The organism is Candidimonas nitroreducens, assembly GCF_002209565.1.
Classification (GTDB): Bacteria; Pseudomonadota; Gammaproteobacteria; order Burkholderiales; family Burkholderiaceae_B; genus Candidimonas; species Candidimonas nitroreducens.
Map to the genome: position 1 here is coordinate 104422 of NZ_NJIH01000014.1, position 25673 is coordinate 130094.

Genomic DNA, 25673 nt, shown 5'->3' on the forward strand with positions numbered 1-25673 from the left:
TGTTTCTGCTTTTGCCCGGCCGCCCTCATGGGCCGCCCGTTTCCTGGAGCATTATGTAGAAGGATTGTCGTCAAAAAAATGCCTAATTCCGACTACCTCCTGTGCAAATCATGCAATAATTTCAACTCTTTCCCGATCGTGATCCTGAAATGGCGAGCGGCATAAGTACCTACCCCAGGGAATCTGTTTCCGCGGATAGGGCGAAAAGAGAATCGTCGGTGTCGATGGAGCTTTTGCGCCTGTTCTGTGAAATTGTCGACGCGGGCAGTATTGCCGGGGCCGCGCGTCGCCTGAACGCATCTCCGTCCCTGGCGACGCGGAAAATCGCCACGCTCGAGAAGGCCCTCAAGGTACGGCTGTTCGAACGCACCACCCGCAGCGTCAAACTGACGGAACCGGGCCGTGTCGCATGGAACTGGGCGAAGGCGACGCTGCAGAACTACGAAGATATCAACGACGATCTGGCCTCTTTGCTGGCACGGCCGGCCGGCGTCATCCGCATTGCCATCAACCACTTCGCCGCCACCGTTTATCTCCCGCCGATTCTCGTGAACTTCTGCCGCGAGTATCCCGAGATTCGTCTGTCGATTACCACGACAGACAGTCCCGTCAACCTTGTGCAAGAGGGCTACGATCTCGCTGTCCATTCGGGCCGGGTGCCGGATGCCGGCGTGGTGGGTGTTCGCGTCGACGAATTCCAGCGGGTGCTTTGCGCCGCTCCGGCATATCTCGCGCGGCGAGGCGTGCCCAAGCAGATCGGCGACCTGGACAACCATGATTGCCTGGTTCATTCCACCAACGAACCGAAAAACTGGTTCTTCAGGCAGGGCAAGAAACTAATCGCTCATGCGATCACGCCATATATCGAAACGGACACCCATCTGTTGCTGATCGAAATGGCGCGGCAGGGCCTGGGTATCGCCCGCCTCAGCCGCAACGTCGTCAAGGATGACCTGGCGTCGGGGCGGCTCGTCGAAATTCTCCCCAAATTCGAGTCCGTCTACTCCAACGGCGAGCTGCCGGGCCTCTGGATTCTTTACCCCAACCGGAAGGTTCTTTATCGCACCCGAGTCCTGATAGATTATCTGGCCAAAGTGCTGGAACGTCGCCAATTGAGCTAGCGGTAACTGCTCGATCTTCAGTCTCTTGATTCTGACAGGCAGTGCGTTGTCTTCGCTGCTTGATATACATTTAGATCTCTAATATTATGGCCAAATAAGATCATATAAGAGTATGGACACCCATCACGGCCGCCATGACTGCGCGGCCGAAAAAACGATAGCTGTTTCAGGAGACAGACGAATCATGGCGCAGGACAACATCACGGATGACGCCACGCGTGCGGGGCTGGAGGATCTGGTGCTGGCAAACAGGATTCTTGCCGAGAACCAGGTGCTGGACGGATTCGGGCATGTCAGCCTGCGCAGCCCGGCGCGGGCCGACCGCTATTACCTTTCCCGGTCGCTGGCTCCGGGCATCGTGACGCTGGAAGACCTGGTCGAATTCGACCTGGATTCCAATCCGGTTGCTGCGGAAAAGCGCAAGCTCTATCTAGAGCGATTCATCCATGGCGAAATCTATCGCCGGCGCCCGGATGTGCAGGCGATCGTCCACAGCCATTCGGCGACGGTGGTTCCTTTCACCGTCTCATCGGTTCCATTGAAGCCCATCTACCATATGGCCGGGTTTCTTGCCGATGGCGCGCCGGTTTTCGATATTGCCGAGAAGTTCGGGCACACGGACATGCTGGTCACGTGCCACGAGCATGGGGCAGCCCTGGCCGAATCGTTGGGCGAGGCGGCGAGCTCGCTGATGCGCGGGCATGGCTTCGTCGCGGTGGGAAGCACGCTTCCGATTGCCGTCTATCGCGCCATTTACACGCAGCAGAACGCGGCCTTGCAGGAAACGGCCACCAATCTGGGGGGCGAGATCCGCTATCTCGACCCTGAAGAAGGCCGCTTGGCGGATCGCTCGATCCAGACGGTCATGCAGCGTCCGTGGGGCCTGTGGACCGCAAGGGCGAAGAATCCCAAGGCATGAGCGCCGTCCAGGGCTCGTTGCGAGAGGGTGCTGCTCCTTTGGCGCGGCGCTCCTTGTAGTGTCGACAGGCCCGGGTTCACCTCGTTCTCTCAGTTTGGGCTAGTTCGCAGCCGGATATCTTGAAATAATTTTAGAGATCTAATATTATTGAGTTGCCCGGTGCTTGATCGAGGGCCAAGGGCCTGCCCGACAAGTCGAACAGCAAGCAGGCGTGGTGACCCTGGCGTGTTCATCGCATCCCAGGGCGGCGTCGGGCGACGAATTGTAGGAGGCATTCGAATCATGACCAACGAAGAAAACGAGCTGCTGTGCCGTATCGAGGGTGATGCTCCGATGGGGCAGCTGATGCGCCGGCACTGGCTGCCCATCTGTCTGGCCGAAGAGGTCAGCGAGCCCGATTGCGATCCGGTGCGTGCCCGGATCCTGGGCGAAGACCTTGTGGTGTTTCGCGACAGCAAGGGCCGGGTAGGGGTCATGGACGAACGGTGCCCGCATCGGGGGGCTTCGCTCTTTTATGGCCGCAACGAAGAATGTGGTTTGCGCTGCCTGTACCACGGCTGGAAGATGGACGTGGACGGCAAGGTGCTGGAAATGGTGTCCGAACCGGCCTCCAGCGATTTGCCCAACAAGGTGCGGCATCGGGCTTACCAGACTAAAGAGTGGGCCGGCATGGTGTGGGGCTACATGGGCCCGCAGGATCAAGTTCCCGAGTTCGTGCCGCCGCCCTGGGCGCCGGACGAGCAAGTGCGCGTCAGCATTGCCAAGGTCATCGTGCCGTGCAATTGGGCGCAGATCCTGGAAGGCAATATCGACTCTTCCCATAGTTCCAGCCTGCACTCGTCCGACATGGTGGCGGCGCGCGTCGGCGGCGGCCAGGCAACCGACAAGAAGTGGCTGCGCCCATCCACGGACAAGGCGCCGCGTTTGCAGGTAGAGCACACCTCTTACGGTTTTCGCTACGCGGCCATCAGGCGCCCCATCACGAATGCGGATGAAACCGACTATATCCGCTCGACGGTCTTCATCGCGCCTTCGTCGGCGCTCATTCCGCCGAACAACCGCTACAACGTCGCCAACTTCAATGTGCCCATCGACGACACGCACACCGTGTTCTATTTCATGGCGTGGGGCAATCCGCTGACGACGCCCGATACCGAGGCTTGGCGCCGCTTCCTCGGCCAGAGCGTGGGTTCGGATCTCGACCCCTTGTACCGGCCGTATCGCAACGTGGAGAATCGCTTCTGGCAAGACCGGCAGGCCATGCGGGCGGGCAATTTCACCGGCATCAAGGGTTTTCCCAACCAGGACTTGGCGATGTGGATCAGCCTGGGGCCGATTGCCGACAGAACCTCCAAGGGCGAGACTCTGGCGGCCGGCGATCTGGCCGTGGTGGAGTTCCGCCGGGTAATGCTGGAGGCGGTGCGCGACTTCCAGGCAGGCAAGCCGGCCATCGGAACCGGCAGCGGCCATGTCGGCACTTCGGTCTGCTCGTTCCAGGGCATCTTCCCCAAGAAGACCGACTGGCGGGCCTGTGAGGTGCACCCGGTCACGGGCACAGAGGCTGTGTAGACGGCATTGGGCATCGCCGATGCCCACCAGACAAAGACAGGAGGAAGCGTGGCCAAACTAGCACTTTCCATTGCGATGGGCGATTACGATCGCAACCGGCCGCTATACGACGGCGAAGTTCAGATCGACGGTGTCGAGCCGACTTTCATGCTGCTCAGCCCCGAGGAAATGTTCTTCCGGGCTTTCAGGTACCAAGACTTCGACGCCAGCGAGATTTCGTTTTCCAGCTATCTGGTCAAGGCAGCGCAAGGCACGAGCCCTTATATTGCACTGCCGGCTTTCCTGTCGCGGGCCTTCCGGCACACTTCGATCTATGTCCGCAAAGACCGGATCCGCTCGCCGGAAGATCTGCGAGGCAAACGCATCGGCGTGCCCGAGTATCAATTGACTGCCAATGTCTGGGCGCGGGCTTTGCTGGAGGACGACTACGGAGTCAAGCCGTCCGATGTGCAATGGGTACGCGGCGGCATCGACGAGCCGGGGCGGCTCGAGAAGATATCGCTGTCGCTGCCCGCCGGCGTGAGCCTCACGGATGCCCCCGCGGACACCACGATTTCGGATATGCTGGATCGGGGGGAGCTAGATGGCTTCATGGCGCCCCGCGCGCCGTTCGGGGCGGCGCAACACAATCCGGACATCGGCTGGCTGTTCGACGACCCCACGGCGGTTGCCAAGGACTACTACCGGCGTACGGGTATTTTCCCGATCATGCACTTGCTGGGGCTGCGCAAGACGCTGGCGGACCAGCATCCCTGGCTGGCAGCCGCTCTTTTGAAGGCTTTCGAGCAGTCCAAGGCGCGCGCGCTGGAAAAGCTGTCCGACACGTCGGCGACCAAGGTTACGCTGCCGTTTGTCGAAGAGCAGCTCAAGTCCGCCCGCGAGGCGCTGGGCGAAGATTTCTGGTCATACGGCGTGCATGCGAACCGCAAGACCCTGGAAGCCTTCACGCGTCATCACTTCCAGCAGGGCTTGTCTTGCCGGCAGGTACCGATCGAAGAGCTCTTTCATCCCAGCACCTACGAATCCTTCAAGATCTGAACGCGGATCCCATTGCGAGCGGTCACCGCACTATGCTGGAACTCGACGAAATTGCAGGGGCTAGATCAGGCAGCGGCGTTGCGGCGCCGCTGGCGCTGCGGATCGCCAAAAAAGATCAGATCGCCTCTGGCATCTACGCCTTCGAGCTGGTCGCGGAGGGCGCAGAGCCACTGCCCGCTTTTACGCCGGGCGCCCATATCCGCGTGCTGGCACCCAGTGGCGAATGGCGCAAATATTCCTTGTGCAACGCGCCTGCCGACGCCGGCCATTACGTCATTACCGTCAAGCGCGACGAGCAGGGCCGCGGCGGTTCCGTCAGCCTGGTGGATCAGACCGTTGCCGGCCAGATCTTGCCGGCACAGGCCCCGGACAATGCCTTTGCGCTGGTGGAAGACCCCGGCAGCCTGATCCTGATTGCCGGCGGCATCGGCATCACTCCCATTCTGTCGATGATCCGTTCGCTGGGTGAAGATTCGGCCATCCCCTGGTCGCTTTATTATCTGACGTGCGACGAGCAGGGCACGGCATACCGGGATCTGCTCTCAGCGCCTCCGTATGGGCCCCACGTCACCTTGCATCACAGCCTGGCGAATCACGATCGCTACGATCTGTGGCCCGTGCTTGAAAAGCCGAACAAAGGGCACGTCTATTGCTGCGGACCGCGCAGTCTGATGAAAGACGTCCGCGACATGTCGGGCCATTGGTCGAGCAGCCGCGTCCACTTCGAAAGCTTCATCGAAGGAGGGGAGCGCAAGCCGGACGACACGGCTTTCACGGTGGCGCTGGCGCGCTCCGGGCGCAGCCTGGAAGTGCCCGTCGGGAAAACCATACTGGAAGTGCTGCACGCGGCGGGCGTGCCCGTGCCCTGTTCCTGCGAAAGCGGCACCTGCGGCACCTGCCGCACGCATATGCTGGAAGGGGTTGCGGATCATCGCGACATGGTGCTCATGCCTGAAGAAAAAGACGACCAGATCATGGTCTGTGTTTCGAGGGCCCGATCCGACAAGCTTGTACTGGATCTATGATGGCTGGCGCGCCAACACCCGCCCCGCTGAAAATTGGCGTTATCGGCCTGGGCCGGGCCTTTACCCTGATGCTGCCGACTTTCCTGGCCGATGCGCGGATTGCCCTGGCCGCGGCCAGCGACCCGCGCGACGCGGCGCGGCGGCAGTTCACGGCCGACTTCGGCGGCCCGACCTATGCCGACGCGGCCGAACTTGTGCAAGACGCGTCGGTAGAGGTCGTCTACATTGCCAGCCCGCATCAGCATCACATGCGGCATACGCTGCAGGCTGCCGCCGCGGGCAAGCACGTATTGCTGGAAAAACCGATGGCGCTCAGCCTGGCCGATTGTGACGCCATGATCGCGGCGTGCCGCGCGGCAGGCGTGCATCTTATCGTCGGGCATTGCCACAGCTTCGATACGCCTTACTTGCGGGCGCGGGACCTGGTGGCCAGCGGGCAGTTCGGCCGGCTCACCATGATCCAGGCGCAGAATTACACCGATTACCTGTACCGCCCGCGGCGGCCCGAAGAACTGGTCACCGCCGAAGGCGGGGGCGCCGTCTTCAGCCAGGCGGCGCATCAGGTCGATATCGTGCGCCTGCTTGCGGGGCAGCGCCTGGAGAGGGTGCGCTGCGCGCTGGGCAATTGGGATCCTGCCCGCCCCACCGAAGGGGCTTACAGCGCGCTGCTCTGGTTCGAGGGCGGCGCCTATGCGTCCATCAGCTACAACGGCTATGGTCACTTCAACACCGACGAGTGGATGGGGTGGATCGGGGAAATGGGGGACAGCAAGAATCCCTCGGCCTACGGCGCGGCGCGGCGGCGGCTGCAGGCTATCGAGTCCGCGCAGCAAGAGGCCAGCCTGAAGGCAGCGCGAACCTACGGGGGGCCCGATTATGTGTCGCCGGGCATTGCTCGCGAGCCCAGGCTGTTCCAGCATTTCGGCCCGATCATCGTGTCGTGCGAACACGGCGATATCCGGCCCATGCCGCATGGCCTGGAAGTCTATGCCGACGAACGGCATACGTTCCTGCCGCTGGAAGCCAGTGCCGTCCCCCGCGCCGAGGTCATCGACGAGCTGCTCGGCGCGGTGTCCGGCAGCCGGCCGCCCATCCATACCGGCGAGTGGGCCCGGGGCACCACCGAGGCCTGCCTGGCCATGCTGGAATCGCATCGAACGCGGCAGGACGTGGCTTTGCGGCATACCTGATATCATTGATGCAGGCTTACTATCCATTGCAGATAACATGGTTTCGGAAGGAAAGAACAAGGTTTCGGAACGCTGGCAGGACATCGATCCCGACGACCGGCTGGCGCATCTCATCCGCCATGCGGCGCGCTCGCTGGTGCGTGGCCTGCAAATCCGCCTTGCGGAACACAATGTGCTGTTCGGCCATTGGGCTTTCCTGCGCATACTCTGGGAAGAAGACGGCCTGACCCAGCACGAACTCAACGAGCGGGCAGGGCTCATGGAGCCCACGACCTATTCGGCCCTGCGCGCCATGGAATCCCTGGGCTACATAGAACGCAAGCACATGGCCGGCAACCGCAAGAATCTGTATGTGTTTTTGACGGAAACCGGCAAGCAGCTTCAAGACAAGCTCGTACCGCTCGCCCAAGAGGTCAACAGCGTCAGCACGCGCGGCCTGTCCGACGACGATGTGCAGACTTGCCGCAGGGTGCTGCTGGGCATCGCGTCCAACATGGCCCACGACGAAGCGCGTTTCGAAGACGTGGGGCGGCGCCTGCCGTCCACGCGGGAGCTTTCCGTTTGGATCAAGCAGGCCGAGCAATTGCGCGCCAACGAAGCCTGATTTGATTTGGAAATGGAATAAGTCGCCGAAAATAAGTCGCCGGCTTAGCTGACTCGCCCCCGCACGCGCCGTTCCAGGGCCCACAGCACGATAGAGCCGCCCATGGCCACGAAGAACAAGATCAATATCATGGCCATCATTTCGGCATAGCGCCCGACACCGTAATAGTCCATGATGACTTTACCCATGCCGTGTTTGGAGGCGAACAGCTCGGCGAATATGACGTTGACTACTGTCAGCCCGAAGCACAGCCGTATTCCGGTGAGCAGGGGCAGCGACACCGCCGGCAGGTAGATCCTGGTCAGCGCCCGCCAGGGCTTGACGTTCAACGACAAGGCCACCTTGGCGTACACCGGCTTCATCGTCCTGATGGCCACCATGACGTTGATCAGGATGGAAAAGATGCCGCCGATGAATCCCATGGCGATCACCGAGCGCGGCCCCAGGCCCAGCAATAGCAAAAGAATGGGGTAGATGATGATCTTCGGTGTGGCGCCGCCCACCACGACCAGCGGGCTGAATACCGCGTACCAGTATGGGCTGCGGCCAACGACGACGCCCAGTATCGTGCCGATGGCCACGGCCAGCAGGAAGGCGGCCGCGGCGTTGCCGAAGGTCGAGCGTACGGCAGGCTCCAGCTCGCCGCCGATGCCGCCGAATGCCTCCAGCGTTTTCAAGGGGGCGGGTACCGCGAAGATCAGGGTCGAGACCAGTTGCCAGAGCAGGCAGACGACGATTGCGACCAGAATCATCCCGCCCAGAATTGCGTAAGAGTCGCGGCCCTGCGGTCGAGCGCTGCTAGCCATTGCCGATCTCCCCGCGGATGCGCTTTTCGCCGCGCGCCAGAATCGCCGTAATGACCGCGGCCAGCGCGACGATGATGGTGACATACGCGTACATCTCGTTGATCTTGAATCCATCGTAGTCGTACGCGACCTGGAACCCAAGGCCCACGCTGCCCACCATGAATTCCATGACGATGACACCCACGAAGGCGTAGATCAGGCAGAGCTTGAAGCCTGCGAAGATCATGGGCGCCGAGGCCGGGAACACCACCCTCCAGAATTTTCTTGGGCCAGTGCAGCGAAAGCTGGCGCACACTTTGAAGTAGATGTCGGGCACTTGCTGGAAGGCGGCCCAGCTGTTGAGTATGACGGGAATCAGCCCCATCGCCGCGGCGATGACAATGATGGGGGTTGCCCCCAGGCCGAACATCACCAGCAGGAAGGGGTAGAACAATACCAGCGGCATCGCGTAGGTACCCACGAGATAGGGTTCCAGCACGCGGCCCAGCAGCGGGGCGCGCCAGAGCCCGAAGCCGATGGGCACGCCCACTGCTATGGCCAGCAGCACGCTAAGCACGACTTCCCAGGTCGTGCGCCACAGATGCGGGAAAACCTTGCCGGAGGCCACGATCTGCCACAGGACGCCGGCCACCTTGGTGGGCGGGGCGAGGATGACGGCCGGCACCCAGCCTAGCCGCGTCACCGCTTCGATGATGGCCAGAAGAGCCAGGACGAGTAAGGCGATGGCCCACCTGGGTTTCAACGGCCACCAGGATGTCTGCTTGTCCATGTCGCGATCCCCATGCCCTGCGCTATGCGGATTCCTGGGTGGCTTCCCATTCCGAACGCATGGCGTTCCACAGGTGGCCCGTGTATTGCGTGTAGGCATCCGACCCAAGAATAGAGATGTCGCGCTCGTCGGGCAGGTCGATCTTGATTGTTTCGGTGATACGCCCCGGCCTGCTCGACATGACCCAGATCTCTTGGGAAAGAAACACGGCTTCGTTGATGTCGTGGGTGATGAACAATATGGTTTTGCCGGTCGCGCTCCAGATGCGGCGCAGTTCGGTGCCGATGAACATGCGCGACTGCGGATCGACCGCGGCGAAGGGCTCGTCCATCAGCAGGATGTCGGGATCCAGCGCCAGGGCCCGGGCGATCGCCACACGCTGGCGCATCCCGCCCGAAAGTTCTTTGGGATAGGAATACTCGAATCCTTTGAGCCCCACCAGGTTCAGCGCCTCTTGGGCGCGTTCGCGGCACTGCTGCTTGGGCACATCTTGCATTTCCAGCCCGAAGGACACGTTCTCGAGGGAATTCATCCAAGGGAAAATGGACTCTTCCTGGAAGACCATGCCCAGCGACGGGTGTGGGGCGGTAATGGGTTTGCCCTTGAGCAGCAGTTGTCCGCTGCTGATCGAGTTGAGCCCTGCGATCATGCTGAGCAGGGTGGATTTGCCACAGCCGCTGGGGCCTACGACCGTGACAAAGTGGCCTTCCGGCACGGTCTGGGTGACTTCGTGCACCACCTCGATCCGTTGCGTCGAGCCGTCTTTTTGGCGTACGGCATAGACCTTGGAGACATCCTTCAACTCGAGAAACTCAGTAGCGGACATCGCGGTGTTCCGTCAGAAGGGGGTGCGCAGGCGTTCTGGCAGGTAAGTCTGCTTGACCAGCTTGCTCATGTCCAGCTCTTTGTCGATCAGGCCGCTGTCGACCATGCCCTTCATGACGGTATTGAAGGCGGCGGTGTCGACCTTCATGTTCCACACGTCGTTCTTCAGGTAGGCCTGGATGCCCGAGAGCAGCACGGCTTTCGAGGATTTGTAGTGATGCGTGCCGATTTCCGCCGCTTTTTCAGGGTTGGCCTTGATGAACTGCACGGCTTCGTCCAGCGCTTCGAACAGCCCCTTGACGGCCGCCGTGTGCTTCTGGGCGAACTTCTTGTTGACGGCGATGCCTTCGAGGTAATAGTGCTTGATGTAGCGGCTGGGGTCGAGCACTACGACGGCGTTGTCGTCGTGGATCTTTTCGCTCAGGAACGGCTCCATGGCCCAGCCGGCGGTGATGACGCCGCCTTTCACGGCCGTCCAGTTGTCGCCCATGCCGCCCACCGAGACGAACGAGACGTTCTTGACGCCGGCCCGGTGCGTGCTTTCTTCCGCCAGCCACTGGGACGCCGAGCCTGCCTTGCTGTAGCCCAGTTTCTTGCCGGCCAGCCCGTCGGGCGAGGTGATGCCGCTGGCCTTCTTGGCGATCCAGACCATGACGCTGGCCGATCGGGCCCAGCCTTCGACCAGTTCGATGTTCGGGTCGGTATGGGCGGCCAGGATCGCCGCCGGCGTACCGCCTTCGGCCATGTCGACGTCGCCCGTGGACAGCAGCCGTAAGGTGCTGCCGCCGCCGCTGCCGCTGATGTAGTCGACGCTGACCCCGTGCTTCTTGAACAGGCCGTTGTCTTCGGCAATATACGTTGGCAAGGTGGACAGCAGTGCGCTTCGATGGCTGACCACGAAGCGGATTTTGGTCGGGCCCGACGCGTCTTGTGCGATGGCGCTCGTGGAATTGAGCGCCATCATCAAACAGCCGAGCACGAGGCTACCGGCCGCCATCCAGGCCTTTGAGGGCCGCTTGCCCCTGATTTGCTTGTGCATGTTTCGTCTCCACTTATTTAGTGTGGTCATGCATTTACGCGGCGCCAGGCGTGCCGCATGCATTTCCGTTTCTGGCGGGCACAGGAGTCGAAGGACGGCCGCAAAAAGCCGGTGACCTCGGCAGAGAATTCCGGCAGCATCAAACAACCCGCCCGCCACACTGCACGAGGGTCTGAGCGTCTGGCCTTGTTGACTCGCCTGTGTGGCCATCATATTCATAGAGATCTAACTACTACAACAAGTACAAACCCTAACCGCGGCGCCAGCGGGGAAAAGCAGCCGATTTACTGTCGATTTAGTTGCTCGATACCGATCGGCAACGAGCAGCGAAGCCGCCCGCGTCAACGTCGGCTGGAGTGCGGCTGGAGTGTAAGTAGCGCGTCTGGATTTCACCGCCTGTGTGATAGTTTATGCGTGGCAAGCCGCCGTTGATCGTCGACCAAAAGGTCAACGGCGTACAGACCTACGTTTGCTGCCAGGGGGAGGTGGCGGTTGTCCTGTACAGCCTTGTGGTCGGCAGCGTTGACCCAGAAACTACACCTTAAAGAATAATGAAAGAGCTGGCGCGTCACGCTATGCCTGTCGTGGTGCTGGCGTGGCTTGCGGTGGACAAAGACCATCAGGGCAAAGGCCTGGGCCAGGCATTACTTAAAGATGCGTGGCTGCGCACGGCACAGGCTGCGGTATGGAGTTGGTACGGGTCATGGGAATTCGAATCCAGCCACGCTGATGCATATCACTTATTCCTGATGCGCAAGGATCTCAAGGGTTTATTGCGCTGGGATGGTAAGGCTAGTGTGGGGATGGCAAGTACATATGATTCTTAAATGCCGATCCCGCCCTTGGATTCTTAAGCAAGTTCGACTATTTTTTCTAAAGCCGCCCAAGTTGTACGGCTGGATTCCTCAATTCTGTTATGTCCGGACATCTATTCTGAGAATGCCAGCGCTTTGCCAGCTTTAGCTCTTTCGCCATATTCACAGCGATGACCGAATGCAGACGGCCTTCAACAATTTGGAACATACAGAACTTGGCGTCATCGACCGATCCCCTGAGTACATGTGTGCCATCTTCCGATGGAATCCCTAGTACCTGTAGATTGACGTCATATTGATCCGACCAAAACCATGGAAGGGTCTGCGGCGCGAGCGCCTTCCCTGAGAGCACTTCGCCGATCGCAATTCCGCCGTTCTGGGCATTGGCCCATGATTCCAGACGTATGCGCGCTTTCGGCGCTGCAGCAGGCCATGTGCATGGCTGGTTCGCCACATCGCCTACCGCGTAGATAGACGGATCCGAGGTTCGGCCACAGGCATTAACCACAATCCCGTTTTCAACCAATAACCCGCAAGCCGACGCCAATTCTGTGTTGGGTTCGAGGCCAATGCCAAATACGACCACATCGGCTTGCTGAATGCCCCGATGGGTGTGGACTTGCAGCGGGCCAGCGGGATCCGATCGATCAATCGCCGTCACCGCACCGTTTAGCTGCATATCCACGCCTTGGCGCTGATGCAACTCCAGTAGGAAGTTTGATACGTTTGCCGGCACTGACCGCGCACAAAGCCTCGGCCCACTTTCTATCAAAGCAACCTGTAGCCCTAGCCGTCGAGCTGTTGCCGCGACCTCCAGGCCTATCCAGCCACCACCTACGACGAGCAGGCGGCGGTCTGGCCGCAGTGCGCTGCGTATCTGAGAAGCGTCGTCAAGTGAACGTAAGGTATACACACCGTGAAGCTTGCCGCCGGGTATATCTGGTCTGCGTGCTCTTCCCCCGGTGGCCAGAACCAGGGTTTCATAAGGCAACGGTTGCCCATGATCCAACAAGATCTGGCGCTGGCCTCGATCGATAGCGATTGCTGTGACGCCTAGCTCGAGCTGTATGCCGAGCTCTCTTGCTTGTCGGGCGGACAGCAGGCACGAGGGCTCGGGCTGTGCGCCCGACATGACCTCCTTGGATAAGGGTGGGCGCTCATAAGGTGGGTGTGTCTCTTGCCCCACCAGCACTATCTGCGCCTGTGGGGCATGCTGCCGTAACGTGCGTGCCACCCATGCCCCGGCTTGTCCTGCGCCGATGATGACGGTCTTCATAGTGCCTGCGTTCTCATGTGGATCCAACCTGGATGTAGATCACACCGTCTTCCATACGGGTCGGATAGGACTTCAAATGCTCAGTGCAAGGTGCGCTGACCGCCTTACCGCTGCGGATATCGAATCTACCCTCATGCAGAGGGCACTCGATCTCACAGCCGTCCTGTATCAACCCGTCTGACAGATCAGCGTCACCGTGAGTGCACTTATTGGCCGTGGCATATATCGCACCGTTCAGCTTGTACAAACAAATAGGTAGTTCATCCACGTCCACGCCTAGCGTATCGTCCTCGGTGATGTCGGCATAGTCGGCCACCCGGATCCATTTCTCTGTTGTCACGCTTGCCTCGTCATCAGATCGATATAGTGGTTTTCCATGTGGTGCAGCGCCTCTTCCAGCGGGGCCATGGGGCCGGGTTCGAAGAATTTGGAGCCTGAGGCATTCTGCAGCGACTCGACCATGACGGCATCCTCGGTGACGATCTGACTGACGAAGGCTCGGTACTTCGCCAGCTCTTCATCAAAATTGGGGATGGAAAAGGCCGCCGGCGGGAATAGCAGGTAGCAAATCACGCGTGTTTCGTTGGGGGAGATGGGCCATATATGCCACATGCGCAAGCTGTCAGATCGCATCGACAGGTTCAGGTTTGGATAGATCCCGGCCTTACATGCGATGCCTGACGATTTATCTTGTGCCCATGGCAGGGTAGGAAACACCTGCTCGCCGCTCTTGGAGTGGGGCCGGGCCTCGTACTGGGTGTGCCAGCCACCGTTTTCCTCAAGCTGGAACTTTATTTTTTCGCCCTTGACGAAGCCGCCGAACGTACTCTTGTGGATTACGCCTACGTGATAGATGTCAATCAGGTTCTCGACCAGGAATTTCCAGTTGCACTTAATGTCGATCTGTACCTTGTCGGCGAGCTTGCATTCACCGGATTGGAACCACCACAGGCTCTTCTCGTAAGGAGCGATATAGTCCTCGAAAGACGGTGGCTGCTCGGCGAAGTTGGTAAAGATCCATCCCCGCCATATCTTGACGGGTAGGGGCTTGAGGCGGGCGCCGCTCATGTCGACTTCCGATTCCTTCATGCCAGGCGCAGCGATCAGCTTGCCGCCGACGTCGAACAGCCAAGCGTGGTATGGGCAGCTGAAATCCTTGGCGTGGCCACAGCCGCTCGCCACGGCTACCCCTCGATGTAGGCACATATTCATGCATACCTGGATCTGATCTTCGGCCGGGCGAGAAATAAGGATGGGCTCGTTCATGACGTTGAATGTCATGTAGTCGCCAACATTTGGAATTTCCTCCACGCGTCCGACCGAAAGCCAGTGCGTCATGAAGATTTGCTCTTTTTCCATGGCGTAGATTTCTTCGGAACTGTAGACGCCGCCAGGCAGATGGCGGGCACGCAGCAGGCTCTCCCGTGTCTTCTTGAATCGAGGCGAGAGTGCTTGCAGTTGGGCTTTAGCAGTTTGCATCAGATCTCTCCGGTGAGTTGAATGTAACGGATGGCAGTTTATTATTGATGTCGATCGATGTATAGATCGACTATTAAATCGATATAAAATGGGGCAACACATTGGGAAATTGGAGATAGGCCGGTGACCGATCAGCATGAACTTCCACCAGAAGACACTGTTACCCATTCGCCAGGTGATACGGGCCGCCGCGTTAACGACGTCGAGTATGTGCGTCGAGACGAAGCTCTGGCGATGCTGGGCATCAAGAAAGAGTCGCTGTACACCTACGTCAGCCGAGGCCTCATCAAGACGCTGCCCGAACCCGGCAAACGAACGCATCTCTATCGCAAGTCTGACCTGGAAAAACTGAGCACGCGTGCCGGCGCTAAAGCAGGCGGGGCACCTGTGGCTCAGGCGTTGCGTTATGGCGAACCCGTGGTTCAAACCTGGATCTGCGACATCAGCCCTGCAGGGCCATACTATCGAGGGCATCTGGCCACGACACTAGCTAGCGAGGGGAGGCCGTTTGAGTATGTGGCAGACTTGCTTTGGGGCGGGCTGCCCCCGGGGCGCGATCGTCCTTGGCCTCGCGTAGAAGTGGATCTGACTGCAACGCTGAATGGCAATGTGGCTCAAGGCGACAAGGGCAGTTTTTCCCCTATTCGACTCTTAGCCATGGCGGCCTTGCATCTGAGCGCGCTAGAAATCGCCGAGGACACCGCGGGTCGAAGCGACGTGCGTATGAGTGGCGTACAGCTCATCAGCTCCTTCGCGGGCGTGTCGGGATATTTCGGATCTGCCCGCACCTATCAACCCGCAGAAGACGAAGAATTTGTCGCGCAGCGGATACTGCGTGGCTTTGGTCTATCGCACTGCCCGGGCCAAGACAAGTTATTAGCTATTATGCATGCGGCCCTGGTGCTTAGTGCGGACAATGAACTCTCTGCGCCGACGTTTTGCGCGCGCATTGCTTCCTCTGCTGGCGTAGACGTATATGCCTCTGTGGCCTCGGCACTGATGGCTCAGGCCGGCCCCATGCAAGCGGGCGGCATGCTGGATCTGGGGCAGTATCTGACTGAGATGTTGACCCAGGAAGACCGGCCGGCGGCGTATGCCAGCATCCCATGCTTTGGCCATCCGTTATACGATCGCGATCCTCGTGCCGAATTACTGCTCGATATGATCCAAGACCTACCAGGAGAGGCCGTCATAAAAGAGCGTCTGCAGAGATTTGTCAGCGCCGTTCACCAGAATGCAGGCACATACCCCAACTTGTTTGGTGCACTCGTCATCCTGTTGCGGGTGCTGGGCCTGCCGGCGAGCGCCGCTGTGTATCTGCATTGCGTAGGCCGCACGGCTGGCTGGATAGCGCATGCGGCGGAACAGCGATTGTCGGGCTTGATGTTGCGCCCGCGCGCCCGTTACATGGGCGCCCGTACCACTCGCTCAGTCTAAGATCAGTTCGGCAATTAGCTGGCGTAGCCATATGTGGGCCGCATCGGTGTGAGCGCGGCGATGCCAGAATTGGCGTACGCGCGCGTGCGGCATTTTAAAGGGCAATGTATAGGTTTCCAGCCCTGGCATGCCGGCTACGGTGTTACCCGGCACGGTCGCAATCAGGTCTGATTGCATTACCATCGCCGCGCAGCGATGGTAATGCGTCACCGTCAGCTTGATATTGCGTCGCTGCTTGCTGCTGGACAGTGCCTCGTCGACCAGCGTATCGGTGCTGCCCGCGGTTGACACTACGTGCCTCAGTGAAAGATACCGCGCCAACGTCAACTTGCCTTTTAGCTGCGGATGATCTTTGCGCGCAATGCATAAATATCGGTCGTCAAACAAATGCTGTTGATAGAAACCTGTATGCAGGAAGCCGATATTGCCGATAGCCAGATCCGCCTGGCCACTGCGTAATGCCGGGGCATAGTCGGCATGAGGCAGGCGCGATGCTTCGATGCTCACTCCTGGTGCAGCGGACGACAAGGCGAGCATTAAGCGCGGTAGCACAATCATCTCCCCTACATCGGACAAGAGCAAGCGGAAAGTCCGATGACTCGATTCGGGCCTGAAATCGCCAACCTGAGTGAAGCAAGTCTCGATGTTGGCCAGTGCGCTTTCCAGCGGGACGAAAAGACTGTTGGCCAGGGCGGTAGGTTCCATGGTTCGACCCGAGCGGGTGAACAGGGGATCGTTGCACTGTTCGCGCAATCTGCGTAGCGCATTGCTCATAGCAGGTTGCGTCAGCCCGATGGTACTAGCGGCACGCGAGACGCTGCGTAGCCGATACACGACGACGAATACGCGCAGAAGATTCAAATCGAAGTTCTTTATATTCATGATATGAATTCAGAAACTTTGAATTATTAATTTGACCATAAATACGGTGTTGCATGACCATACTCATACATAGATTTTCTTGAAGGTGCAGATTCATGTCGGAAGCAGCCGTTGATGTTCCGGTTCTTATCGTGGGAGGAGGGCCGGTCGGCCTGGCCATGAGCATCGATTTGTCGCGACGAGGAGTGCGTTCCGTGCTGCTGGAACAAGGCAATGGCACTATCGAGCACCCGCGTACGGGGCTGGTCGCTATCCGCACGATGGAAGCGTTTCGCATGTGGGGGATCTCCGAGCAGGTGCGGGCTTGCGGTTTTCCTGAAGACTACGACCTATCGATGGTGTTTTGTACTTCCTTGAATGGGCTACTACTGGATCGTGAGCCCTATCCGAGCATGCGCGACAGTCTCACGCCGCCCGAGACGCCGGAAAAGAAACAGCGCTGCCCTCAACTGTGGTTGCAACCCATTCTGACTGAGGCCGCCCTGGCGTGCGCGGACGCGGACATCCTGTTCGAGCACCGCTTCCTGCGTCTGGAACAAGATGAAGAATCCGTGTGTGCAGAAGTGCTTGATTTGCGCACCGGCAACAAGAAGCAGCTCCGGGCCAAGTATCTGTTGGGTTGCGATGGCGCGTCCAGTTTGGTACGTGAACAGGTCGGCATCACTATGCGGGGCCGGCTGCTCAGCTATTCGATAAATATCCTTATCAAGGCAGTTGGCTTGGCCGGCAAGCATGCCATGGGGCAGGCCGAACGCTATATGTTCGTCGGCCCCGAGGGGATGTGGGGCAATCTTACTGTTGTCGACGGTGCCGACATATGGCGCCTGACGGTACTGGGCTCCGAAGAAAAAATGGATTTGGCGTCGTTTGATGCCGATGCATGGGTGCGTCGCGCGCTGGGTGGCCCTCGCGGGCCGCAACCCGAGTTCGAGGTTCTGTCTGTGACGCCCTGGCGGCGCAGCGAAATGCTGGCCGACAGCTATGGTGTGGGGCGTGTGCTGCTCGTAGGGGATTCCGCCCACACCATGTCTCCGACTGGCGGCATGGGTATGAATACGGGCATACAGGAAGTGCTGGATCTGGGCTGGAAGCTGAAGGGAATGCTGGATGGCTGGGGAGGGCCCGCCTTACTGCGCAGTTATGAAGTCGAGCGCCGGCCCATCGCGCAGCGCAATACCAGTTTTTCTACACAGAACTTTCAGGCTTGGCAGGATACGCCGGACTCTCGCTCGGTATGCGACGAATCCCCAGACGGTGAACGTACTCGCGCGGTGCTAGGCAAGCGGCTTCGCGACTCGACACGCGTCGAATGGGAGTCCATGGGGCTACAGATTGGTCACAGGTATCGCGAATCGCCGATCTGCGTCGCGGATGGCACCGCGCCTGTACCCGATGATTTCAGGGTCTATGTGCCCAACGCTCGCCCTGGTGCCAGAGCGCCTCACGTTTGGCTGAAAAGCGGCAAATCCATCCTGGATTTGTTCGGCAGATCGTTCGTGTTGCTCAAATTTTCCCGTGGCAATACAGAGGACGTCCAGACCATGCTATCGGCTTTCTCAACGCAGCGTGTGCCGTTCGAAGTGGCAATATTAGACGATGAGCCCGAAGCGGCGCGCCTATATGCCGCAAAGCTGGTGCTGGTTCGCCCTGACGGGCACGTCGCGTGGCGTGGCGATACATCGGGCGATGCACATCATATTCTTAACGTTGTACGTGGCGCAGCTTAACTACGCTCGCCAGACCTAAAATTTAGGAGACGACCATGCAGCAAAGCAGTAAGCGCCAATTCCTCAAGACAGCTCTTTGTAGCTTATTCGCTGGCCTGTGCATGTCCGCGCATGCTGCCGAAGGGATCTATCCAGATCGGCCCATCAAGTTTGTGGTGCCTTATACGGCCGGGGGCAGTAACGACGTCGTGGCCCGGGTGCTGGCCCAGAAGCTGTCCGCAAAATGGGGCGTGCCCGTCATCGTTGAAAACCGCGCAGGTGCCGGCGGCAATCTCGGGGCGGCGCTGGTGGCACGCTCGGCGGCAGACGGCTACACGTTCCTGATCACGCCAAATAACCTGCTCACCATGAACCCCTATGTCTACGGGAAAACAGGTGTGGGGTTTGATGCATTCAAAGATTTCGAGCCCGTGTCTCTGGTTGCTACTGGACCGATATTGTTGGCGGTTAATGCCAATCTGCCTGTGAATTCGGTGAAAGAACTCATTGCGTACGCAAAAGCCCATCCGGGCCAGCTCAGCTATGCGTCCGCGGGGATTGGCACACCGCACCATTTGAGCGCTGAGCTGTTCAAATCCCTGACGAATACGGATATGGTGCATGTACCGTACAAGGGCGCGCTGCCTGCCGTCAGCGACCTGGTGGCCGGGCGGGTGCAGGTCATGTTTGGAATCCCCAATAGCTTGATGCCTTTCGTTAAAACGGGCAAGCTCAAGGCGCTTGCCGTGTGTAGCTTGACACGGTCATCACTCCTGCCGGAGTTGCCTACAGTAGACAAAGCGGGCGTGCCAGGCTTTAACTCATCACTGTGGATTGGATTGACAGCGCCAGCGGGAACCCCAGCGGCTATTATCACGAAAATTAATCAGGGAGTGGTTCAGGCTATGCAAGATCCGGAAGTGAAATCCAGCCTGGAAGCACAAGGATTGATGCCGGCCTCTGACACGCCGCAGGAGTTCGCCGCGCTGATTAAACACGACGCGGATCGCTGGTCCAAGCTCATCAAAGAGCGTAATTTGTCCGCTGATTGATGTTTGAATGTATGCCTGGGCCGGTATGTTTCGTATGCGCCTGATCTGCGCGAACCTTTCCGGCCAATACAGGGCACACAACAACTCGAACCAGTAACGCAACTTAGACCGGCAGCGCCGTGGTGTACTTCACGCGCTTGAGCGCGAAGCTCGATGCCGAGGTGGCGACGGCCTCGTGCACGAGAATACGTTCCATCAATAAGCGTTCGTAGTCGCGTACGTCTTCTACGACGACGCGCAGCAGGTAATCCCATTCGCCCGTCGTCGAGTAGCACTCCAGCACTTCCTCGTGGCTTTCCACGAAGCTTTCGAACTGCTGGCGCGCGCGCAGGTCGTGTTCTTTCATGCGTACCTGGCAGAACACGTTCAGGCCGCGCCCCACCGAATCCGGATCGACCAGCCTGACGGTGGCGCCCAGCACGCCTTGGGTCTCCATCCTGCGTATGCGCCTCCAGCAGGAGGCGGCAGAGGCTCCGACTTGCTCGGCCAGGGCAGCCTGGCTGATATCGGCCTGGCGCTGCAAAACGCGCACGATATTTCGATCTACATTGTCCAGATCAATGTTTTCCATGTTATGCCTGAAATATGAAATAAACGTTTCAATTATAAGTAGGTAAGCATATATATTGAAAGGATTTAATCGTACCTGAGTGATAGCATTTCACTATAGAAATCTGTCGGCCTACAGGAGGCAATATGGCTCAGCTCGCACTTAAATCCATCGCTCGCCCCAGGCTGAATGCCGTCATCGATTGGGAGCAGATCGCCTATCTGGTTCTGCTTTCGCGGGCCATGGATCACATTGAAGAAACCCGGCTCGTGCCGCAAAAGAAGGTGCTGTACCAGTTTTCGGCTCGCGGCCACGATATGGCGCAGATATTGCTGGGCAAGCAATTGACCGGCAAGCATGACGCCGCCTGCGGCTACTATCGTTCTCGGCCGCTGCTGCTGGCGCTGGGGGTGGATCCGGCCGATGCACTGGGTTCGGCCATGGGGCGCTCCGGCGGCTATTCCGACGGGCGCGATATCGGCGTGGTCTTCAACTACCCCAATCCCAGCGGCGCAAGCGCGCTGCCCATGTGCGGCGGGGTCGGCGCGCAGTACACGCCAACCGCCGGCTGGGCCCAGGCGCTCAAATACTATGTAGATACTTTAGGAAACCGGGATTACGCCCGCGACATCGCCGTCGTGCTCGGCGGCGACGGCTCGGTCGCATCCAACGGCTTCTGGTCCGCCCTGACGATTGCGACCACGCAGCAATTGCCCATGTTGTTCTATGTCGAAGACAATGGGTATGGGATTTCGGTGCCGTCCACTTTCCAGACGCCGGGCGGCAATATCGCCGCCAATCTGGCCAGCTGGCACGGGCTGGCCATTTATGACGGCGATGGTACGGATCCCGCCCAGGCCGCGCATCTTACCAGCGAGGCCGTCGAGTACGTGCGTACGCGACGCAAGCCTGCCATGCTGCGCCTGACGCTGCCGCGCCTGGAAGGCCACAGCTTCCAGGACACCCAAGGCTACAAGGACGCGGCCACCATCCGCGACGAGCAGAAGCGTGATCCCTTGCCCAAGCTCAAGAATTACCTCGTGCCCAGCGTGATGTCGGAAGAAGCTTGGCAGGCACTGGCCGAGCGCGCCGAGGCCGCCACCGAAGCCGCGCGCGAGCAGGCCGAGTCGCGCCCGGCTGCCGGCCCGCAAAGCGTGCTCCGCCATGTGTTCTACGACGGCGAGCTGCAACAAATGGGCGGGCAGCACAGCCATGGGTTTCATGCGCCCGCGTCAACCGACCAGGCCCAGAGCGCCGGACAGCGCATCAATATGGTGACGGCCATCCGCAAGACCCTGGATCATGAACTGTCCATCAATGATCGTGTCGTCTTGTTCGGCGAAGACATAGGCCCCAAGGGAGGCGTGCATGCCGTTACGCTGGGCCTGCAAGAAAAATACGGCACCGGGCGTGTATTCGATACCTCGCTTTCCGAAGAAGGGATCATCGGCAGGGCAGTCGGCATGGCGCTGGCCGGGCTGATGCCTGTGCCGGAAATCCAGTTCCGCAAATACGCCGAGCCCGCTACCGAGCAAATCAACGATTGTGGTACCTTGCGCTGGCGCACCAACAACCGTTACGCCGCGCCTATGGTGGTAAGGATTCCAGGCGGGTTTTTCAAGTGCGGCGACCCGTGGCACAGCCAGACCAATGAGGTGGCCTTCGTGCACCAGCCCGGCTGGAAGGTCGCCGTGCCGTCCAATGCGGCCGATGCCGTAGGCCTGCTCCGGGCGTCGCTGCGCGGCAATGATCCCGTCATTTTTTTCGAGCACCGTGCCATGCTGGATCACAGCTGGGCGCGCCGGCCGTATCCGGGCGACGACTATGTGCTGCCTTTCGGCAAAGCCAGCTTCTGCCGCCAGGGCGACCAAATCACCATCGTCACTTGGGGGGCCATGGTACCCCGCTGCGAACAGGCCGCCGAAGGCTATAGCGCCGACGTCATCGACCTGCGCACCCTGATGCCCTGGGATCGCGAGGCGGTGCTGTCGTCGGTGCGCAAGACGCGGCGCTGCCTGATCGTGCATGAAGACTTGAGCACGGCCGGCTTCGGCGCCGAGATCGCCGCCGTGGTCGCCGACGAGGCCTTCATGGATCTGGACGCGCCGGTCTCGCGCCTGACCATGCCCGACATTCCCAGCCCGCATAACCCCGTGCTGCTGGATTGGGCCGTGCCGTCCGTAGACCGCATTCGCGACAAAATCGTTGAGCTGCTGGAGTTCTGATCCATGAGCCGAGTTATTGAGGTCACCGTTCCGCTCGAGCAGGAAGGCACCAAGGCCGTCGTCGTCGCCTGGAACAAAAAAATCGGCGAGCGCGTCGAGCAGGACGAGCCCTTGCTCGAGCTGGAAACCGACAAGGTCACGCAGGAAGTTTCTTCGCCCGCAAGCGGCCGCTTGATCGAGATCCTGCTGGACGCGGGCGCCGACGCGGTGCCCGGAGGCTTGCTGGGGCGTATCGAAACCCAGGCGCCGGCCCGGGAACAGGAGCCTGCCGGCGGCGTGGCCGAGAAGAAACCTGAAGCTGCTGCCGACGCCGACGCCGACGCCAACGCCGACGCCAACGCCAACGCCAACGCCAACGCCAACGCCAACGCCAACGCCAACGCCAACGCTGGCGCTAATGCTGGCGCTAATGCTGGCGCTGGCGCCGGCGGCCACGCGCCGGCTGCAGCGCCGCCGGCGCCCGTATTCGACTCCAAGAGCCTGATGCACTACTCGCCCTCGGTGCGTCGCGCCGCCCAGGAATTTGGCATAGATCCCGCCACCGTCCAGGGCAGCGGCCGGGGAGGCCGGGTGACCCGCGCCGACATGCAGGCCGCGCATGAAAGCCGGCAACAGCCGTCAGCCGCGCCGACAGGCCCAGCTGCGGCCCAGGGCCCGGCCTCCCATAAAGTGCCTCATTCGAGCATGCGGCTGGCAATCGCCCGGCACATGGCCGAGTCGGTGGCCACGGCGCCGCACGTCACCGCCGTGTTCGAGGCCGACTGGACCGCAATCATGCGCCATCGCAACCAGCACAAGACCGCCTTTGCCGCCGACGGCGTCAATCTGTCCTATACCTCGTACCTGGTCGCCGCCAGCGTGGCCGCCATGCGCGAGGTTCCGGCCGTCAATAGCCGCTGGCATGACGATGGACTGGAAATCTTCGACGACATCAATATCGGCATCGGTACGGCCCTGGGAGATCAGGGCCTGGTGGTGCCGGTCATACACAAGGCGCAGGACTTGTCGCTGGTAGGCATCGCCCGCCGGCTGCAGGAAATCACGGTGCGTTCGCGCAATGGCACCTTGAGCACCGGCGACGTCCGCGGCGGCACCTTCACTTTGTCCAACCATGGCGTGTCCGGCTCGCTGCTGGCATCGCCCATTATCATCAACCAGCCCCAGTCCGCCATTCTGGGCGTGGGCAAGCTGGAAAAGCGCGCCGTGGTGCGCGAGATCGATGGCATCGATGCCATCCAGATCCGCCCCATGGCCTACGTGTCGCTGACCATCGACCATCGTGCATTGGACGGCCATCAGACCAATGCCTGGCTGAGCCGATTCGTGCAGACACTGGAGCAATGGCCCTTGTGACGGACACGCGCACGAAGAAGACAATTGCGGGAAGCGCGCAGAAGCGCGCCGCGCTTATTTGTGGCCGGCCGGGTCTTCCAGTTTTGCGGCTCGCGTTGCGAGCATGCGTCCTATCTCTTCGATATGGTCTTGCAGCCTTTGCGTGGGGCCGCCCACCAGCAGCGCATAGCATTCTGTACCGAACTTGAATCCCACTGCGATGGCGGTCGTATCCGATTGATATTCGCCGATCGCCACGTGGTATCCGGCCGCTTCTCCGTCCGAGATGGCCTGCCTCAGGCGGCCGAGGTCGGTGATGGTGAGATCCGAGTAGGCCACCCTGTCCAGCTGTTGCAGCACTTGGCTTCTTGCCTCCTCGTCGATCAGCGCCAGAAGCGCGCGCCCCGAGGCGGCGCTGTGCATAGGCTTGATTTGCCCCGCGTATGCCGAGAAACGCAGGGTGCGATCCGGCTCTACGACTTCCAGATAGAGTACGTGATGCTCTTCGCGCTTCGCCAGAATGGCGGTTTCGCCGGTTTGTGCGCTGATCTGGTGCAGCTCTTCGGATACCAGCGATAAAACCGGGTCGTGGCGCGTAATGGCTTCCCCCTGGTCGCGCCAACGGCGCGTAGGGTAGTAGCCATGGTGCTTGCCCAGCCAATAAACATAGCCCTGCTGCCTTAGCGTTTCCATCAGGGCATGGCCGCTGGATTTCGGCATGTCGAGCTCGGCGCACAGCCTGGCAAGGGTTGCCGGCTCAACCGTCTTGGCGAAGAACTCCAGTACATCCAGCACGCGTACGGCGCTTTTGACGCCTGCGCTACGTTCCGCCGTGGCTTGCGGTGCTTTGATTTCGCTCTTGAGCATTCGACGCTACCCTTCTCATGGTCACTGAACCTTAATTTTGGCCGAATCTATCACTTTCTCATAGATGGCGGATTCATGATGCATGAACGCCTCGAATTCCGAGGGCGTGCTGCCGACGACCTCGAAGCCTTGCTTCTCGAGTTTTTGCCGAAATGAGGCCTGATCGAGAACCTTCGAAATGCTTTTCTGGATATGGTCGAGCACCGCTTGCGGCGTTTTGTGAGGCGCCACCAAACCATACCAGGAGCCCACATTCAATGGCTCAAATCCGCTTTCGGACAGCGTCGGCGTATTGGGCAGGAGCGGCGAGCGGGTATTGGACATGATGGCCAGCGCGTGCACTTTGCCCGATTCCGTGTGGGAAATGACTTCGGGCAAGTTGCCCATGGTGAACGATACCTGGCCCGAAACGGTATCGGTCAGCGCCGGCGCCTGGCCTCTGTAGGGAATATGGGCTGCCTTGATGCCGATCGCATCCTTGAGCATTTCCGCGCCCAAGTGCGACATGGTGCCGTTTCCGCCCGAAGCATAATTGAGCGTATCGGGGTGTGATTTCGCATAGGCGATGAATTCGGACAGGGAAGAGCTGGGCAAAGAGGCGTTGGTGACCAGCACGTAAGGGACGGAAGCGAGCAAGGACACGGGTTCGAAGCTGCCGAACGCGTCATATGGCATATCGTGCCGCAACAAGGTATTGGCCACGAAACTGTTGGCCACGACGCCCAATGTGTAGCCGTCCGGCGCCGATTTGGCGACCGAAGAAAGGCCGATTATCCCGCTGGCGCCGTCGCGGTTCTCGACGACGACCGGATGGTTCCAGGACAGGCTCAGCGCTTGCGCTATCTGGCGTGCCAGTGCGTCCATGCTGCCGCCTGGCGGAAATGGCACAACGATACGGACGGTTTTGGATGGATAGTCGGCCGGCTTGGCTTGCGCATGTGCTGCAAGATGGGCGCCTGCCATCATGCACAGCATGCCGGTCGCCAGCACCGAGGGCACCTTGGCCCAGAGGCGCCATTTCCATACTTTCTTCATTACAAATTTCTCCAAAGAGGGGGGTGTGGATCCCAAGCCGGCGCAAGCGTCCGAGGTAGATTGCGCTGCCAATCTCATCTATATATTCACATATATGAACAATAGTTCTTGT

General features: G+C 59.9%; 23 protein-coding genes and 1 pseudogene. 13 read left to right on the forward strand and 11 right to left on the reverse strand.

Annotated elements, in window-relative coordinates; genetic code table 11:
* Positions 1 to 224: 224 nt before the first annotated feature.
* The 7 genes from CEY11_RS21960 (at position 225) to CEY11_RS21990 (ending at position 7466) form a co-directional block, all read left to right on the forward strand.
* Positions 225 to 1121 carry a LysR family transcriptional regulator gene (locus CEY11_RS21960; RefSeq protein ID WP_233155023.1) on the forward strand — a complete coding sequence of 299 codons (897 nt, stop codon included), beginning with the start codon at positions 225 to 227 and terminating at the stop codon, positions 1119 to 1121.
* A 184-nt stretch (positions 1122 to 1305) separates the two neighbouring features.
* Positions 1306 to 2040, forward strand: coding sequence for a class II aldolase/adducin family protein (locus CEY11_RS21965; RefSeq protein WP_088605569.1), 735 nt, complete (start codon positions 1306 to 1308; stop codon positions 2038 to 2040).
* A gap of 279 nt (positions 2041 to 2319) precedes the next feature.
* Positions 2320 to 3609, forward strand: a complete 1290-nt coding sequence (locus CEY11_RS21970; protein WP_088605606.1) for a Rieske 2Fe-2S domain-containing protein — start codon at positions 2320 to 2322, stop codon at positions 3607 to 3609.
* Between the two features lie 48 nt (positions 3610 to 3657).
* Entirely contained in the window at positions 3658 to 4647 is a 990-nt protein-coding gene (locus tag CEY11_RS21975; RefSeq protein WP_088605570.1) for an ABC transporter substrate-binding protein, read from the forward strand.
* A 32-nt stretch (positions 4648 to 4679) separates the two neighbouring features.
* Positions 4680 to 5672, forward strand: coding sequence for a PDR/VanB family oxidoreductase (locus tag CEY11_RS21980; protein ID WP_088605571.1), 993 nt, complete (start codon positions 4680 to 4682; stop codon positions 5670 to 5672).
* Positions 5672 to 6862 (forward strand): Gfo/Idh/MocA family protein, encoded by a 1191-nt coding sequence (locus tag CEY11_RS21985; RefSeq protein WP_088605572.1) that lies wholly within the window; start codon positions 5672 to 5674, stop codon positions 6860 to 6862. Before CEY11_RS21980 ends, CEY11_RS21985 begins: the two co-directional genes overlap by 1 nt.
* Before the next feature lie 37 nt (positions 6863 to 6899).
* Positions 6900 to 7466: a MarR family winged helix-turn-helix transcriptional regulator gene (locus CEY11_RS21990; RefSeq protein ID WP_088605573.1), complete on the forward strand. Its 567-nt coding sequence runs from the start codon at positions 6900 to 6902 to the stop codon at positions 7464 to 7466.
* A 44-nt stretch (positions 7467 to 7510) separates the two neighbouring features.
* Here CEY11_RS21990 and CEY11_RS21995 read toward each other — a convergent pair whose 3' ends face one another.
* The 4 genes and pseudogenes from CEY11_RS21995 to CEY11_RS22010 form a co-directional block, all read right to left on the reverse strand.
* Positions 7511 to 8272 carry an ABC transporter permease gene (locus CEY11_RS21995; RefSeq protein WP_158215413.1) on the reverse strand — a complete coding sequence of 254 codons (762 nt, stop codon included), beginning with the start codon at positions 8270 to 8272 and terminating at the stop codon, positions 7511 to 7513.
* Complete coding sequence (locus CEY11_RS22000; protein WP_158215414.1) at positions 8265 to 9041, reverse strand: ABC transporter permease; 777 nt, start codon at positions 9039 to 9041, stop codon at positions 8265 to 8267. Before CEY11_RS22000 ends, CEY11_RS21995 begins: the two co-directional genes overlap by 8 nt.
* A 22-nt stretch (positions 9042 to 9063) precedes the next feature.
* A pseudogene (locus tag CEY11_RS22005) lies at positions 9064 to 9757 on the reverse strand (ABC transporter ATP-binding protein); the annotation flags it as partial.
* Positions 9758 to 9879: 122 nt separating this feature from the next.
* A complete protein-coding gene (locus CEY11_RS22010) occupies positions 9880 to 10905 on the reverse strand; it encodes an ABC transporter substrate-binding protein (RefSeq protein ID WP_158215415.1) in 1026 nt (341 codons plus the stop codon).
* 551 nt (positions 10906 to 11456) lie between these two features.
* Here CEY11_RS22010 and CEY11_RS22015 point away from each other — a divergent pair.
* Positions 11457 to 11732, forward strand: a complete 276-nt coding sequence (locus CEY11_RS22015; protein WP_233155020.1) for a GNAT family N-acetyltransferase — start codon at positions 11457 to 11459, stop codon at positions 11730 to 11732.
* Positions 11733 to 11778: 46 nt separating this feature from the next.
* Here the strand turns inward: CEY11_RS22015 and CEY11_RS22020 are convergent, their stop codons facing one another.
* Genes CEY11_RS22020 through CEY11_RS22030 form a run of 3 tightly spaced genes read right to left on the reverse strand, consistent with a single transcriptional unit; the run spans position 11779 to position 14475 of the window.
* On the reverse strand, positions 11779 to 12996 hold the full coding sequence (locus tag CEY11_RS22020; protein ID WP_088605578.1) for an NAD(P)/FAD-dependent oxidoreductase: 1218 nt from the start codon (positions 12994 to 12996) through the stop codon (positions 11779 to 11781).
* Between the two features lie 13 nt (positions 12997 to 13009).
* Positions 13010 to 13336, reverse strand: a complete 327-nt coding sequence (locus tag CEY11_RS22025; protein ID WP_088605579.1) for a non-heme iron oxygenase ferredoxin subunit — start codon at positions 13334 to 13336, stop codon at positions 13010 to 13012.
* Positions 13333 to 14475: an aromatic ring-hydroxylating oxygenase subunit alpha gene (locus CEY11_RS22030; RefSeq protein ID WP_088605580.1), complete on the reverse strand. Its 1143-nt coding sequence runs from the start codon at positions 14473 to 14475 to the stop codon at positions 13333 to 13335. Before CEY11_RS22030 ends, CEY11_RS22025 begins: the two co-directional genes overlap by 4 nt.
* A gap of 123 nt (positions 14476 to 14598) precedes the next feature.
* On the opposite strand from CEY11_RS22030, the gene CEY11_RS22035 reads away from it, so the two are divergent.
* Positions 14599 to 15912: a citrate/2-methylcitrate synthase gene (locus CEY11_RS22035; protein WP_143323024.1), complete on the forward strand. Its 1314-nt coding sequence runs from the start codon at positions 14599 to 14601 to the stop codon at positions 15910 to 15912.
* Here the strand turns inward: CEY11_RS22035 and CEY11_RS22040 are convergent.
* Positions 15904 to 16794 (reverse strand): LysR family transcriptional regulator, encoded by an 891-nt coding sequence (locus tag CEY11_RS22040; RefSeq protein WP_088605582.1) that lies wholly within the window; start codon positions 16792 to 16794, stop codon positions 15904 to 15906. The genes CEY11_RS22035 and CEY11_RS22040 overlap by 9 nt on opposite strands.
* Positions 16795 to 16889: 95 nt before the next feature.
* On the opposite strand from CEY11_RS22040, the gene CEY11_RS22045 reads away from it, so the two are divergent.
* Both CEY11_RS22045 and CEY11_RS22050 read left to right on the forward strand, forming a co-directional pair.
* Positions 16890 to 18521 carry an FAD-dependent monooxygenase gene (locus CEY11_RS22045; RefSeq protein WP_088605583.1) on the forward strand — a complete coding sequence of 544 codons (1632 nt, stop codon included), beginning with the start codon at positions 16890 to 16892 and terminating at the stop codon, positions 18519 to 18521.
* A 35-nt stretch (positions 18522 to 18556) separates the two neighbouring features.
* Positions 18557 to 19552 carry a Bug family tripartite tricarboxylate transporter substrate binding protein gene (locus CEY11_RS22050; protein WP_233155021.1) on the forward strand — a complete coding sequence of 332 codons (996 nt, stop codon included), beginning with the start codon at positions 18557 to 18559 and terminating at the stop codon, positions 19550 to 19552.
* Positions 19553 to 19655: 103 nt separating this feature from the next.
* Here CEY11_RS22050 and CEY11_RS22055 read toward each other — a convergent pair whose 3' ends face one another.
* The gene (locus tag CEY11_RS22055; protein ID WP_088605584.1) at positions 19656 to 20123 is read right to left on the reverse strand and encodes an Lrp/AsnC family transcriptional regulator; all 468 of its coding nucleotides are present in this window, start codon (positions 20121 to 20123) and stop codon (positions 19656 to 19658) included.
* 125 nt (positions 20124 to 20248) lie between these two features.
* Between CEY11_RS22055 and CEY11_RS22060 the strand changes: the two genes are divergently transcribed.
* Positions 20249 to 22327, forward strand: coding sequence for a transketolase C-terminal domain-containing protein (locus CEY11_RS22060; RefSeq protein WP_088605585.1), 2079 nt, complete (start codon positions 20249 to 20251; stop codon positions 22325 to 22327).
* 3 nt (positions 22328 to 22330) lie between these two features.
* Complete coding sequence (locus CEY11_RS22065) at positions 22331 to 23680, forward strand: dihydrolipoamide acetyltransferase family protein (protein ID WP_088605586.1); 1350 nt, start codon at positions 22331 to 22333, stop codon at positions 23678 to 23680.
* Positions 23681 to 23734: 54 nt separating this feature from the next.
* On the opposite strand, the gene CEY11_RS22070 is transcribed toward CEY11_RS22065, so the two are convergent.
* Entirely contained in the window at positions 23735 to 24526 is a 792-nt protein-coding gene (locus CEY11_RS22070) for an IclR family transcriptional regulator (protein WP_088605587.1), read from the reverse strand.
* A 21-nt stretch (positions 24527 to 24547) separates the two neighbouring features.
* A complete protein-coding gene (locus CEY11_RS22075) occupies positions 24548 to 25561 on the reverse strand; it encodes a Bug family tripartite tricarboxylate transporter substrate binding protein (RefSeq protein ID WP_158215416.1) in 1014 nt (337 codons plus the stop codon).
* Positions 25562 to 25673 lie beyond the last annotated feature (112 nt).

Coding starts and splice junctions, on each gene's coding strand:
- CEY11_RS21960 (WP_233155023.1), top strand. CDS start 225: ATGGAGCTTTTGCGCCTGTTCTGTGAAATTGTCGACGCGGGCAGTATT.
- CEY11_RS21965 (WP_088605569.1), top strand. CDS start 1,306: ATGGCGCAGGACAACATCACGGATGACGCCACGCGTGCGGGGCTGGAG.
- CEY11_RS21980 (WP_088605571.1), top strand. CDS start 4,680: ATGCTGGAACTCGACGAAATTGCAGGGGCTAGATCAGGCAGCGGCGTT.
- CEY11_RS21985 (WP_088605572.1), top strand. CDS start 5,672: ATGGCTGGCGCGCCAACACCCGCCCCGCTGAAAATTGGCGTTATCGGC.
- CEY11_RS21990 (WP_088605573.1), top strand. CDS start 6,900: ATGGTTTCGGAAGGAAAGAACAAGGTTTCGGAACGCTGGCAGGACATC.
- CEY11_RS21995 (WP_158215413.1), bottom strand. CDS start 8,272: ATGGCTAGCAGCGCTCGACCGCAGGGCCGCGACTCTTACGCAATTCTG.
- CEY11_RS22000 (WP_158215414.1), bottom strand. CDS start 9,041: ATGGACAAGCAGACATCCTGGTGGCCGTTGAAACCCAGGTGGGCCATC.
- CEY11_RS22010 (WP_158215415.1), bottom strand. CDS start 10,905: ATGCACAAGCAAATCAGGGGCAAGCGGCCCTCAAAGGCCTGGATGGCG.
- CEY11_RS22015 (WP_233155020.1), top strand. CDS start 11,457: ATGAAAGAGCTGGCGCGTCACGCTATGCCTGTCGTGGTGCTGGCGTGG.
- CEY11_RS22020 (WP_088605578.1), bottom strand. CDS start 12,996: ATGAAGACCGTCATCATCGGCGCAGGACAAGCCGGGGCATGGGTGGCA.
- CEY11_RS22030 (WP_088605580.1), bottom strand. CDS start 14,475: ATGCAAACTGCTAAAGCCCAACTGCAAGCACTCTCGCCTCGATTCAAG.
- CEY11_RS22040 (WP_088605582.1), bottom strand. CDS start 16,794: ATGAATATAAAGAACTTCGATTTGAATCTTCTGCGCGTATTCGTCGTC.
- CEY11_RS22045 (WP_088605583.1), top strand. CDS start 16,890: ATGTCGGAAGCAGCCGTTGATGTTCCGGTTCTTATCGTGGGAGGAGGG.
- CEY11_RS22050 (WP_233155021.1), top strand. CDS start 18,557: ATGCAGCAAAGCAGTAAGCGCCAATTCCTCAAGACAGCTCTTTGTAGC.
- CEY11_RS22055 (WP_088605584.1), bottom strand. CDS start 20,123: ATGGAAAACATTGATCTGGACAATGTAGATCGAAATATCGTGCGCGTT.
- CEY11_RS22060 (WP_088605585.1), top strand. CDS start 20,249: ATGGCTCAGCTCGCACTTAAATCCATCGCTCGCCCCAGGCTGAATGCC.
- CEY11_RS22065 (WP_088605586.1), top strand. CDS start 22,331: ATGAGCCGAGTTATTGAGGTCACCGTTCCGCTCGAGCAGGAAGGCACC.
- CEY11_RS22070 (WP_088605587.1), bottom strand. CDS start 24,526: ATGCTCAAGAGCGAAATCAAAGCACCGCAAGCCACGGCGGAACGTAGC.
- CEY11_RS22075 (WP_158215416.1), bottom strand. CDS start 25,561: ATGAAGAAAGTATGGAAATGGCGCCTCTGGGCCAAGGTGCCCTCGGTG.